General features: G+C 48.5%; 12 protein-coding genes. 7 read left to right on the top strand and 5 right to left on the bottom strand.

The features are described from left to right. Window positions 1-267 precede the first annotated feature (267 nt). From ACLJRS_RS13460 to ACLJRS_RS13435, 6 genes are all read left to right on the top strand, one after another. Window positions 268-1452 (top strand): MFS transporter, encoded by a 1185-nt coding sequence (locus tag ACLJRS_RS13460; protein WP_001616171.1) that lies wholly within the window; start codon window positions 268-270, stop codon window positions 1450-1452. Between the two features lie 131 nt (window positions 1453-1583). Further along, window positions 1584-3005 carry a 3-isopropylmalate dehydratase large subunit gene (leuC, locus tag ACLJRS_RS13455; protein WP_001274858.1) on the top strand — a complete coding sequence of 474 codons (1422 nt, stop codon included), beginning with the start codon at window positions 1584-1586 and terminating at the stop codon, window positions 3003-3005. A 1-nt stretch (window position 3006) separates the two neighbouring features. Beyond that, window positions 3007-3633 carry a 3-isopropylmalate dehydratase small subunit gene (gene leuD, locus ACLJRS_RS13450; protein WP_000379342.1) on the top strand — a complete coding sequence of 209 codons (627 nt, stop codon included), beginning with the start codon at window positions 3007-3009 and terminating at the stop codon, window positions 3631-3633. Between the two features lie 14 nt (window positions 3634-3647). Next, on the top strand, window positions 3648-4526 hold the full coding sequence (locus tag ACLJRS_RS13445) for a fumarylacetoacetate hydrolase family protein (RefSeq protein ID WP_000780212.1): 879 nt from the start codon (window positions 3648-3650) through the stop codon (window positions 4524-4526). Beyond that, on the top strand, window positions 4526-5440 hold the full coding sequence (locus tag ACLJRS_RS13440; protein WP_000105592.1) for an alpha/beta fold hydrolase: 915 nt from the start codon (window positions 4526-4528) through the stop codon (window positions 5438-5440). The genes ACLJRS_RS13445 and ACLJRS_RS13440 overlap by 1 nt, the downstream gene beginning before the upstream one ends. 33 nt (window positions 5441-5473) lie before the next feature. After that, window positions 5474-6439 (top strand): LysR family transcriptional regulator, encoded by a 966-nt coding sequence (locus ACLJRS_RS13435; RefSeq protein ID WP_000859020.1) that lies wholly within the window; start codon window positions 5474-5476, stop codon window positions 6437-6439. Here ACLJRS_RS13435 and ACLJRS_RS13430 read toward each other — a convergent pair. Beyond that, the gene (locus ACLJRS_RS13430) at window positions 6384-6656 is read right to left on the bottom strand and encodes a hypothetical protein (RefSeq protein WP_001675688.1); all 273 of its coding nucleotides are present in this window, start codon (window positions 6654-6656) and stop codon (window positions 6384-6386) included. The genes ACLJRS_RS13435 and ACLJRS_RS13430 overlap by 56 nt on opposite strands. A 691-nt stretch (window positions 6657-7347) precedes the next feature. On the opposite strand from ACLJRS_RS13430, the gene ACLJRS_RS13425 reads away from it, so the two are divergent. Beyond that, on the top strand, window positions 7348-7746 hold the full coding sequence (locus ACLJRS_RS13425) for a hypothetical protein (protein WP_000766840.1): 399 nt from the start codon (window positions 7348-7350) through the stop codon (window positions 7744-7746). Between the two features lie 46 nt (window positions 7747-7792). On the opposite strand, the gene stbE is transcribed toward ACLJRS_RS13425, so the two are convergent. The 4 genes from stbE to stbB are packed head-to-tail and all read right to left on the bottom strand — an operon-like array spanning window position 7793 to window position 13153. Next, window positions 7793-8551, bottom strand: coding sequence for a fimbrial biogenesis chaperone StbE (gene stbE, locus ACLJRS_RS13420; protein WP_001247031.1), 759 nt, complete (start codon window positions 8549-8551; stop codon window positions 7793-7795). Beyond that, entirely contained in the window at window positions 8517-9842 is a 1326-nt protein-coding gene (gene stbD / locus ACLJRS_RS13415) for a fimbrial usher protein StbD (protein ID WP_000899090.1), read from the bottom strand. The genes stbE and stbD overlap by 35 nt, the downstream gene beginning before the upstream one ends. Before the next feature lie 4 nt (window positions 9843-9846). Next, window positions 9847-12408 carry a fimbrial outer membrane usher protein gene (locus tag ACLJRS_RS13410; RefSeq protein ID WP_000075339.1) on the bottom strand — a complete coding sequence of 854 codons (2562 nt, stop codon included), beginning with the start codon at window positions 12406-12408 and terminating at the stop codon, window positions 9847-9849. Then, window positions 12392-13153, bottom strand: a complete 762-nt coding sequence (stbB, locus tag ACLJRS_RS13405) for a fimbrial biogenesis chaperone StbB (protein WP_410957830.1) — start codon at window positions 13151-13153, stop codon at window positions 12392-12394. The genes ACLJRS_RS13410 and stbB overlap by 17 nt, the downstream gene beginning before the upstream one ends. Window positions 13154-13157 lie beyond the last annotated feature (4 nt).

Genomic DNA, 13157 nt, shown 5'->3' with positions numbered 1-13157 from the left:
GAATAAATATATAGTTCATAACTTACTACGTTGCCATTACCGCGTCATTCTTAGATGATCTACATTTCATAAAACACTTGATTCCATTTCGTCTCTATTAAGAAAAATAAAATGTGAACGCTGTCAATTCTGTAAACGTAAAAGATAAATATTGTATACACGGATGTTTGTTGGCAAACAGGCAGATGGCAATCAGGATCTTTTACGGAACATTGTGTATGAAAAAATAATATTGAAGAGACAATAGGTAAGTACTTGCCTATTTTAATGATATTACCTCTGGCGGGTTTGGCAGAGTTAGCTTCTTTATATTCAATCCAGGCTTTATTACCAAAGTTAAGTGAGGTTTATAATATCCCATTGAATCAGGTAGGGATGATTTTGTCTGCTGAGGTGGGGTTTCTGGCATTAGCCATGTTATTTAGCGGCACGTTATCTGACCGTTTTGGGCGAAAGCCAATCATTTTTTATTCGTTGCTGGCAGGAGGTATTTTAACTCTATTGTGCGCAACTGCATCATCATGGCCGATGCTGGTGGTATACCGCGCTTTGCTCGGCATTGCAGTAAGTGGTATTACGGCGGCCGTTACAGTCTATATCAGTGAAGAAGTCTCTCCTGCTTTGGCAGGGATTGTTACTGGATATTTTATTTTTGGCAATTCGCTAGGGAGTATGTCTGGTCGTGTGTTTGCAACTTTGATGATGGAGCATGTATCTATAGATACGATTTTCTTTATCTTCGGTGGTGTTCTGATTGCTATGGCACTCGCGGTGAAGTTGTTTCTCCCGACATCCCGACAGTTTGTTCCTACACCTTCACTACAGCTTGGTGCAGTGTTGAAAGGCGGGTTGGAACATTTTAAGAATATCCGCGTATCATTATGTTTTGTCATTGGATTTATTCTTTTCGGCTCTTTTACGTCCATCTTTAATTTTCTGGCGTTTTACCTGCATCGACCGCCTTATGAGCTGAGCTACACCTGGATAGGTTTGATTCCAGTTAGCTTCTCATTAACTTTTTTTCTTGCGCCATATGCTGCCCGTGTCGCGTTGAATATTGGGTCGATGAATGCGCTCAGTATGCTGATCATCTGTATGATGGTCGGTGCATTTCTCACGCTAATCGCCCCTTCTCTGTGGGTTTTCATTTCAGGTATCGTTTTACTGTCAGTCGCATTTTTCTCTGCTCATTCCACCGTATTAGCCTGGGTCAGTTCACGGAGTCCAAACGCAAAAGGACAGGCGACATCGTTTTATCTACTTTGCTACTACTCTGGCGGTGCAGTAATGGGGTATTTAAACGGGTATCTTTTCTCCTGGCAGGGATGGAATGCTATTGCGGCATCATGTCTGATGATGCTGGGGATAGGATTATTTATCTGCCGGTTTATTTTCGCAAAATATGAGAAACAACCGCAAATCAAAAAACAGTCAGTTCAGGAGAGTTTCTGATTATAGACACGAAGTGTGTTTTTATACTTTCCATAATGGAATCATCATTTTTTCATTAATGTGTCACTATAGCTAAAAGCTTAAACTGTGAATATTTGGCTACCCGGATATTCGTTGCTCCAGGAATATATATGTCTGCTAAAACGCTGTATGAAAAATTAGTTGAGTCACATACCATTCGTGAACTTGATAACGAAGGACATGTTTTACTTTATATTGATCGTTCAATACTGAATGAATATACCAGCCCGCAGGCATTTAGCGGGTTAAGAGAACGCGGCCGCACCGTTCGGCACCCCGACACGTTTTTATTGAATATTGACCATGTTAATCCCACGCGGTCGCAACGGGATATCTTAATGACCGATCCGGGAGGACAGCTACAGGTTGATTACTTTCGGGAAAATGCCGCTGACTTTGGCATCACATTATTTGATGTGCTGGATCCGCGTCAGGGGATTGAACACGTGGTTGCTCATGAACAAGGGCTAGTGATGCCTGGCATGGTGATCGCCGCCGGGGATAGTCACACGACAACCTACGGTGCATTTGGCGCGCTGGGCTTTGGTATCGGGACGTCGGAAATTGAACATCTGCTGGCCACGCAGACGCTGGTTTACCGCAAGCTCAAAACCATGCGCGTATGTGTTCAGGGAGAGCTACCTTTCGCCTGTTCCGCAAAAGATATTGTTCTTGAATTGCTTGAACGTATTGGCGCTGATGGCGCGACGGGATATGCCATTGAATTTGTGGGTGAGGCCATCAGCGCGTTGAGCGTTGAAGGACGAATGACGCTCTGCAACATGGCGGTAGAAGCGGGGGCGCGTGGTGCCATTATTGCGCCGGATAAAAAGGTTTTTGACTATATCTACGGTAAACCGCAAATGCCTGTAGGTGAACTCTGGCAGCAGGCATTGCTGGAATGGTCACAGTTGAGCAGCGATGCTGATGCGGTATTTGATAAGACGGTGGCGATCAACTGCCATGATCTTGAGCCTAAAGTCACTTGGGGAATCAGTCCGGATCAAACAGGTTCCATCACCGGACGTGTTCCTTTCCCGGAACAGGAAACCAATCCGCTTAAGCGCCTGGCGCTTGAGAAGGCCCTTCATTACATGGGATTAACGGCTGGCATGTTGCTGAAAGATATTCGTATCTCTCACGCTTTTATTGGTTCATGCACAAATGGTCGCATTGAGGATTTGCGTGCCGTTGCGAAGGTGCTTGAAGGGCGCAAAATCGCCAGCCATGTTCGCGGGATCATTGTGCCTGGTTCAACAATGGTAAGACGCCAGGCGGAAGAAGAAGGACTGGCGAAAATCTTTATTGCTGCCGGTTTTGAATGGCGGCAGTCGGGTTGCTCAATGTGCCTTGCGATGAATGAAGATGTGTTGTCGCCCGGCGATCGCTGTGCATCAGGTACGAACCGTAATTTCCCTGGACGACAGGGCGCTGGAGCAAGAACGCATTTGATGAGCCCGGCGATGGTTGCGGCGGCGGCGGTAGCGGGGCATCTGGTCGATGTTCGGTCATTACTTCAGGCAGGGGAATAAGATGGATACGTTTAAGCAAATCAGCGGGCGAATTGCGCCGATGCTGGAACCGAATATCGACACTGATGTGATTATGCCAAAACAGTTCCTGAAAGGGATCGATCGCCAGGGGCTGGATAAAGGGGTGTTTTTCGATCGTCGCTTTATGGCTGGCGGCCAACCAAATCCTGATTTTATTCTGAACATGCCGGGCTGGCAGAGCGCGACATTCCTGCTGGTTGGCCCCAATTTTGGCTGTGGATCGAGTCGTGAACACGCCGTATGGGGATTAAAACAACTGGGAATACGGGGGCTGATAGGTAGCACATTTGCAGGCATTTTCGATGATAACTGCCAACGCAACGGGATCCTCACGGTCTCATTAGATGAACCTGCTTTGGCGCGCCTGGCGCAGCTTGCCGCGAGTGCTGATACCAATTCTATCACTGTTTCACTCGATCGCTGCGAAATTACGACGGCAGAGGAAACGATCTCCTTTGTGATCAGTGAACTCAAACGGGCGATGCTGGCCGCAGGCGAAGATGCGATAGCCTGGACATTGCAATACTTGCCGGAGATTGAAAATTTTGAGGTTGCGCATTATTCACGGCGGCCGTGGTTAAAACGCCCTGCATCCCCGCGCGGTTAAGGAAGAAGACTGCAATGAAACTGGTTCAATATCTTGTGAACGGTGGCAAACGCTACGGCATTATGCAGGAAACCGGAATAATTGATCTCTCGCAGCGGCTTGGCGACAAATATCCCACTTTGAAATCTCTACTGTGCGCTAATGCGCTGACAGATGCGGCGTTATGGTGTGATGAGCCGGCGGATTATTACTACCAGGAAGTCACTTTTCTGCCGGTGATTGACGATCCGCAGAAGATCATCTGTGTCGGAATGAATTATGCCGATAAGCGTATTGAGTTTAATGAAACCAACCCGGCCCCAACCCTTTTTGTCCGCTTTGCGGATTCTCAGACCGGGCATAATGGCATGCTGCTGAAGCCTGAAAATACCAATGAGTTCGACTACGAAGGTGAATTAGCCGTAGTGATTGGGCGGCGATGCTCCCGGGTCAGCGCTGAGGATGCTTTAGATTATGTCGCCGGATACAGCTGCTATATGGATGGTTCAGTGAGGGACTGGCAGCATAGCTGGTTTACGGCTGGAAAAAACTGGCCTTCGACAGGATCATTCGGTCCGTGTCTGGTGACCACAGACGACATTCCCGATCCCCAGATGCTACGTTTACTGACACGACTAAACGGGCGGGAGGTGCAGAACGAATCTACGGCAAATATGATCCATCCTATCGCTTCACTCATTGCTTATATAAGCACCTTTACTCTGCTTTCCCCTGGCGACACGATCCTCACAGGGTCGCCTGGTGGAGTGGGCAAAAAACGCGTTCCACCGCTGTTTTTACACGATGGTGATGTTATTGAAGTTGAGATTGAACATATTGGAACCCTGCGCAATGTCGTCCGGGATAGCCGTTATTTAACATCATCTGTTAGCTGGCATGACGGGAGAAAGTGATGAGTACACTGATTGAATGCGGCGCCTCTCCGTTTATTCCGGGGTTTGCGCTCAAGGATGTTCGTCTGGAAAATGGTCTGACGGTAAGAGTGGCTATCGGAGGCAGCGGTTCACCTTTGGTACTGCTACATGGGCATCCGCAGAATCATACAACATGGCGGAAAGTCGCACCGACATTGGCGCAAAATCATACAGTCATTTTGCCGGATTTGCGTGGCTATGGCGACAGCGATAAACCAACGAGCGATCCGGCGCACCGTACCTATTCAAAGCGCACCATGGCGCAGGATATCGTCATGTTAATGGATGCGCTCGGCTTTTCCCGTTTTGCCTTTGTAGGGCATGATCGTGGCGGACGCGTAGGACACAGGCTCGCGCTGGATTATCCGGATCGTGTGACCTGTTGTACTTTTATCGACATTGCTCCAACCGCGACGATGTACGCCTTGACCGATAAATCCTTTGCTACGCGTTACTTTTGGTGGTTTTTCCTGATTCAACCTTTCCCGTTACCCGAAACGATGATTGCGCACGATCCGGCATTTTTTCTGCGTAAGCATATTTCTGGTCAGCTAAAAATAGAGGGCGCGACCTCGCAGGAAGCATTCAATGAATACCTGCGCTGTTACCAGAACCCTGAGATGATCCACGCGATCTGTGAGGACTACCGGGCTGCTGCGACGATTGATTTGGACGATGATGCCGCAGATACGTCGGCGCGTATCCGGTGTCCGTTACAGTTGCTGTGGGGAGGGCTGGGAACGGTAGGGCAACTATATGATGTGGTTGGTACCTGGAAAGAAAAGGCGCTAAACGTTCAGGGGGAAGCATTGCCTTGCGGACACTCCCCGCAGGAAGAGTGTCCTGAGTACTTTATCCAGAAACTTCAGTCCTTTTTACATTCAGTGTTATAACTCGGTCATCCTTTGCAACTTCGCACTGATGCTATGAAAACGACACCTGTAGGAAAAAAACATCGCCAGCCCCTTGAGGGCTGGCCTTCTGTTGAAGATCTTTTCGTTTTTGTCACCGTTGCTCGCAACGGTGGATTTGCCCGGGCAGCGCTGGAGCTGGGGTTATCTCCCTCCTATATCAGCAAACGTATCGCTATCCTTGAAAAATGTCTCAACGCCCGGCTTTTTTTTCGAAATAACAGAGTGATGCGTCTCACACCGGAAGGCGAAAATGCGCTGTGTGGGGCTATGCAGGTCGTCAGTGAAATGGATGGCTTTGTCAGTCGTTTGGATAATCAACGTGGTGTGTTGGCTGGTAATATCACCATCAACTGCTCATTTGGTTTTGGGCATAAATATGTCGCAGAGGCGCTGTCGTCATTTATGATCGCCTATCCTGATATTACGGTAAAACTCACGCTAACGGATCGTGAAGTGGATCTGGTGGAAGAGGGGATCGATATTGAAATTCGCGTTGGGGATGATATCAACGAATTGTATATCGCACGGCAGTTAGCCACTAATCGACGGATCCTGTGTGCTTCCCCTGAATACCTCGAACGCCACGGCAAGCCAGAGTCTGTTAGTGCGCTTGTGCAGCACGATTGCCTAATGATTCAGGAAAAAAACTCGGCATTTGGCAATTGGATATTAACGGACGGTAAGCAGCAGACACATTGCCGACTAAACGGTTTTCATTCTTCCAACAGCGGCAGTGTGGTGCTTATTTGGGCCCTGAAAGGCCATGGCATTACATTGCGGTCGGAATGGGATGTTGCGCAGTATATTGAACGAGGTGAGCTGGTTCGCGTGTTGCCTCAGTGGTATCAGGAAGCGAATATCTGGGCTGTATATACCCGGCGTTCATCAAGTTCTGATCGTATCAAAATCTGCATCGATTTCCTCACGGAGCATCTTGCACAATGCTTGCCAGGCGGTAAAGCACCGGGCGTACTGTGATCAGTCGGCGCCAACTGTCGTGGCGCCAGATGCTCTGACTTACGTTTACTGTTAGGTGTTCTTTTTGCCAGCACCCAGTAGCTTTTAGGGCGTTGCGTTGGTGGCGCGGTTTTGTTTCCGCTATCGTGGCGAAGTTATCTTTTATCCCACCACGCGGCCCAACCTCCACATAGATACCTCCATTATTACCGGATTTCTCACCTGGTTTTAACGTCATATTTTATCTCCTGATTTTTGGGTGACGATTATCGGAGGTTGAGAATTCTATTGGTATCGGCTGGATGGCATTGTAAGTATCACACACTCACTCCATAACAATCAGATTGATTGAGCGACTACTTTAGCTCAATAGATATGTGTTCATCTTAAGCGTATTATCGCAGGTTGGCAATTAAAATCCTTTTAAAAAACAATACCATCCATCAATTCAATATGCTGATTTTTCGAGGTTTTCTCAAATTTAGTTATGCTTATGTAATGCTACCTAACTGACTAAAAGTAATGCTCTTTTCACACAAAAGCCTTAACAGAGGAAACGCAATATTACGTGACTTAATGCCTCTGCTCATTCTCATTAGTTATACCAATGTAATGTTTTCTCACAGCAAAAGAGAAGTAGCTACCTGTGCAGCATTATAGGCGGAAAATCCATTGGGGGTATTACCAAAGATGAAATAGAAAATTAATATTATTAATTAAATGAATATGAAATAGGTATTGTTCCTGTTATCGTTACAACCTTTTCTGTCATAACAATCTTCTCATTTTCTTTCTCGCATACTTGCTGAGCATGGTATAAATGTCTATGAGGACGTCAGCTCGGAAAGCATTCGTTCTGCATGGTATGCCTTTCGCTATTCTCAGGGGCGTGAAATGAAAGTTTTCTTTGATGGAGTCTATATAAGCATATGAAATTGATAATAATTCTCCTTCTCGCGCTATTCCCGTTATGTTCATCTGCCAGCAATCATTATGCCCTTGTTTTTGAAAATAACACGATACTACTTGTTTTAAATCTTAAATGTTCTCCCTGTGATTTAAACTGCGCAAATATTCAATATCAGCTTTTCAATAAAGAGACGGAGTCTGTTATTTCAGGGGCTGCTAAGCCTGTGACAACGGGCATCGAAAATAATTTTCGTGGTTATATGATGCGTAATAATAATACGTTCTACACATTAATTGAATCAGATAATGAAAACGTATGGGATATGTCTGTTGAGGAGAAGGGAACTCAACAGAACAAAGATGCCGTGCAAAAAGTAAAATATCAGCTTAATGCTATTTTTGACAATGGTACATGCTGAGTCTGGCTTGCCTCAGGGATACGATCGTATCCCTGAATATTTCCCATCAAAACTCAGGAATAAAATCACTCTTACTAATATATTTTTCCAGTATGGCGGTATATTGTCGCCAGTTCCCGGAATCATTGATTACTGCATAATTTATCGATGCTCCCGGCGTTGGCGAGCGTGTTAGCGGCACATCAAGTGCTGTTTTCGGCGCAACCATGATATCGCCGATACTTTTCTTGTTATCCATCGTTAACGTTAAACTCATATACCACGAGGTGGGGTTAACTATCCGTATAGTATTCTCTTTAGCAATAAAGCGTAATTTTTTCTCCTCCGCTTCCGTGGGCGCTTTTAGCCCAGTCGGGCGAATTAAAATTTTTAGCCTCAAACGAAGCGGTAACACCAGTTTTCGCGGGTGGTTTTTAATGTCCTGGGTGACTGGCGGTATCTGATAAATGTTTAGCCAGAAGAGACTCTCCCGGTCCGTTGCAAGCTGCTGGCGGGAACTCAGGAGCAGGCGAAGCGTTCTCAGTTCTCCTGGCTGCATTTTAAATACCGGCGGCAGCGCCACCAGCGGCGTTTTGCTGTTATCCGGAGAGGCGTCAATGTTTCCGGCGTCGGTCCATACCTGTAACAGCATCGGCGTTGTATTATCGTTGGATAATGTCAACGATTGAGCGACATCATCTGAAGCAAAAATAATTCGGGTTCTGTCAATATTAACGGCGGCTTGTGCCGGGCCATACCATCCCGTCAACCCAAGTAGCGTTAATATGACTTTACTGAAAACTAACCACTGCCTGTAATTGCGCATTCACGCTTCCTGCCGTTACTGTTTGTCCGCCGATCGCCTCAAGCGAGGCAGTAAAATCACCGCTGTAGGTTTCTACTGAACCGGATGATACCCGTGTGGTTAAATCTTTATAGCCATACCAGCCTCGGGCGTTGCCAGTGCCTGTCTTGATCCGATCGGGTAACAGGTTAATTGGCGTACCGGCATCGTTATAGATGCGGATACCCACTCCGGAAGCTACGCCAGGTTCGCCATAATGGGTGTCCAGTAGCCACGACAGACCGCCTGCGGATGTGGTTAGCCCCAAGCGACGCGCCGCCGCCACGGCGGTGGGTTGATTAACGACAAACCCCATTGCGACATTAGCGGCGCTGGTGGACGGGAGGGCACTGGACACGGCACCGGACTCACATTCCAGGCTGACGTGGAAAGGCGCCTGGCTATTGCCTCCGGCGGCTAATATGCCAACGGCGACAGGGGGAATTTTCACGATCGCAGGATAATCTGTGATTTTACATAACGCGCCGCGAACATAGGTGACGCTATTATATGTACTCCATGCCCCGGGCCAATAGCTGGGCCAGCCATAATAATCGCTGGCATGATCCAGTCCCGCTTTGATCCGCTCGGTAATCAAGCCTGGGCCTTTAAACGCGATATAACCCCGAGGCTGCGTCCAGGTATCTCGGTCCATTGGATTCTGGTAGGCAAAATATTTTCTTGAGTCAATTTTAAACATCTCATATAACACGTTGCTAAACGCGCTGGCAGGAATATAAATATATTTGTCATCCTGAAACCAACTGTCTGCGGTAAGTTGGCGTTCTTTCCAGAAGCGGCTGTAATATTCGCCGGTACTGAGGTTTGTCATACGGACAGCAACATTACGCTCCACATCATAATAAGCGCCTTCTACTTCGGGAGTAAAAAATGCCCCCGCAAAAGCGCTATCGCCATTTGTCGAATACATCTCATAGAGCTTCCCGGCATCGGCGGAATCGCAGCGGTAAAGTACCTGTTTACTGGAATAGGGCGTGCCGGTGGCGGCCGTCAGGAAGTTACCGATCCCACTGGCCAATAGTGTGCCGGAGGGTTGAAATGTTTCACTATTACTGATGCTAATCACCGTTGGCAAACCGATATTACCCGTATTCGTGTCAGTTGCGCCGATCCAGTTTTGCGCCGTGTAGCCCGCTTTTATCGCCGCGTCAGAGAGCGCGCTCTTATCGGTGACTTTGATACATGACGACCATGTTCCGGCGCTGACGAACAGGCTGGTGATAAACAATAGCGTTCGGAAACTAAAAAGCATTGTGCTATTCCTTCTCGCAGATTTTGTTCAGATAGAGAAACGGTTCTTTGGTGTGAAGATCGAGTTGGTAGGCAACCCGGCAACGCTGGTTTGCCCCTGTTCCCCAGCGCACCAGTAGAGAACCCGACGGATGGGCGATACGGGCATAAATCTGCCCACTCTGGCCGACCATGCCGATGTTTGTGCCTTCACCGTTGAAAACATCAGCGCCCATTGGCGGTATGCCGCCATCCGGCATCTTCACGGAGATCAGCACTGCTTTGCCGCTGATAGTGGCGAAATTGACACGCGCGATGGCGCCGGCATAGGGCACAATCTGCTGACTTCCTCCCGTCAGTTCGGCATCGCTGCGCATCTTACGGGTATCAAGCGTAACGTTATTGACGCGGTAAGGAGATAACGAAGGCAGAATGGCGTAACCAAAGCGATCAACCACAGCGCCTTGGCCATTTTGTACGATCGCGCCCTGCGCGCCATCGGCATGAATAAGCGCAAAGGTATCGCTGGTATAGGGGCCAGCCGTCAGACCGCCAGGGTGAAGTACCAGGGTGCCGGACGCGCCCAGCCCTTCCTGACGATAGTTATCACCCTGGTCATAGTTGGCGCGAAGTGCGCCAAACCGGGTGTTTTGTTGTAGATTACCGCCAAACGTCGTTGGCGCGCTGCTATCGCTATTACTATTGCGATAACGCTCGTAGCCGCCATAAACCGACCATGACAGGTCGCTGTTTTCACCGCTACTGCCGGTCATGGATACGGTTGAGGAACGGCTTTGACTGGACTGGTTATAATTCATGGCGACAGACGTTCTGTTTTCGCCCCAATCCAGCGGTATAGAGACATTAAACGACATTGTGGTTTCGGTATATTTTTGTCGGCTACTCACGTCCAGTGGTTCGTTAACGCCGTGATAAAAGCGATCGTAATCCCAGGTGGTGCGCTGTCGTGCGATATTCACCCCGTAGCTTATATTCCGCCACTGGTTGCTATACCCCATTTGTAGCTGTGTTATACGCGATTGGTTATTGTAGTAGTCTGCGGTGCTGGCGCTGAGGTTAAGCGTGCCAAGCCGTCCTAACGGCTGGCTTACCGTCGCGGACAGGCGATTGCGCTGATGCAGCGTGTCGGAGTAGTAATCAATCCCCGTTTTTGCTTCCCGGCGTACGCCGAGCACGTCCTGAAGATCGCGAAAGCCGTTGGTTGAATAACGATAAGCCGCCAGTACCAAGTTAGTGCCGGTGGTAAACGTTTTGCTGTAACTGAGTTCCGCGCGCCAGCCTTGCTGGCGATCGTTATGCTCTGCGCGCGCATTCGACCAGGTGGCGTTGAGGCCGAATGCGCCCATACCGGTGGCCCAGACGCCGCCCGCCAGCCATGCCTGGTAACGCTGCGCAATTCGTGAACCGAGGTTGAGGGTAATGGTGTTATTAACGCCGTGCTGGAACGTTCCCTCAAAGAAACGATTTTCAATATCGTAGTACTGACGGACCCTGCCGAAGGCCAGCGAATAGTGCCAGTTACCGGGACGTACCGAATCCGGCACGGAAGAATAAGGCACGGTGAAACGTGAGGTTTTACCGCTGGCCTCGATAACCTCTACCTCCAGATCGCCTTGATAACGGGTGTTGTACAGATCGTCAATATAAAATGGGCCCGGCGGAACGTTGGTTTCATAAATCACTTTCCCCAGTTGTTTTACTACCACGTGCGCGCTACTGGCCGCTACGCCCCGAACTTCCGGCGCATAACCGCGTTTGCCCTGCGGGCGCATCCGCTCGTCGGTGACAAGCTTAGCCCCGTTAAAAGACAGACTGCCGAATAAGCTGGAGTCCGTATAGCTATCGCCCAGCGACAGGATACTGTTAATAGACGAGACAGGTCTTTGCACCCAGGTTCGAACGCTATTATAGCGCCAGGCGCTTCCGCTCTGGTTGCTATTGGCATAGCGCAGATTACTTTGATGACGGACCTGCCAAAGTCCGAGGTTAACGCCCATGTTTAAACCGCTCCATAAGTATTGGTAGCGATAATGGCTGTCGGTATTTTCGGTGTGGGTCCAGTTTGTGTTATGGCGTAAAAACAGCGCCAGCGCGCCGCTATCCCACTCTGAAGGGGAGATATAACCGCGCGGTTTGTGCGTAAGTTCGGTCATTGGAATCGTCAGCAACAGGCGAAGCGTGGCGCTATCAAATTGCCAGCCGGCATGAGGTACCCACTCCCTGAGCGGGCGACACTCGGTCGCAGCGTCGGTCGCGGGGAGTGATTTTATCTGTGCTGCTTTCATCACCGATAAGGGCAGGCAGGGTTCAGCCTGTTGACCCTCTTTTACAGCATTAAATCGAATATTAGTGCTCGAGGCTACCAGCGTGCCATTAACGTAAACGTCGGCAAGATAGTCTCCGGAAGGCGTTTGCCGTTCATTAAAACGGGCAATATTTTGTCCGTAAGTGGCCCCCTGAAGTAGCGCAGGATCAAAATAATACTCTTCACCTTGCGCGGAGCCTGAGCAAACTATGGCGATCAATAGCGCAAGGCTTTTGCGGTTCAAATTAATGGTGGGGGACATCGTAGCTCTCGCTTATCCTTGCGCCCAGGTCGTTAACCAAAGTAACGGTGACTGTACCGGAGAAGGATTTGAGTGACCGTTTGCCCGGCAGCCACCAGGTTTGACTGGAGAAAGGGGCAATCATGTCAGCATCCAGGTTATACGAAGCGCCGTTCACTTTTACATTCAGGTTACTTAAAGAGGCAAACCAGGGCTGCGGATTAACAATAACAATACCGCTTTTTCCGGAACCCTTATTTACCGTTTTAATCTGTAGTTTTTTCGCCAGATTATCAGGTTTACCTAGCCCGTCAGGACGATAGAAAAGTTTTATTCTTGAGCGCAGCATCACCAACATTTTATTTTGCCCGCTGTCGCTGCCAATATTCGTTGGTGGCACCTGTAATACGTTAAACCAGAATACTGACTCACGATCCTGCGGCAATTTTTTCGTGTTGTTATAAATTACACGTACCACCTGGCCTGCTTTGGGTTGAATACGAAATACTGGCGGCGTGGCAATAAACGGCATCGCGCTGCTATTTCCCGGGCTGGTATTCATATCGCCATCGTCAAACCAGGTTTGTACGATATAAGGTATTGCATCATTATTTTTTAACTGCACATCTACGGAGGAGGCTGTTGATGGGTAAATTATTCGACTACCCAAAATAGTAACGCTCGCCCACGATGCTGTGGCGGATAGGGCCAGCAATAGAAAAACTATTAAGTAATATAATGCGGAATGTCGGGTATCCATTTTCATCTCA

Origin of the sequence: Salmonella sp. SAL00670 (genome assembly GCF_046552235.1) — a bacterium.
GTDB classification, from domain to species: domain Bacteria; phylum Pseudomonadota; class Gammaproteobacteria; order Enterobacterales; family Enterobacteriaceae; genus Salmonella; species Salmonella enterica.
Note: the sequence above shows the minus strand (reverse complement) of the source record. Positions and strands in the feature narration are given on the sequence as shown.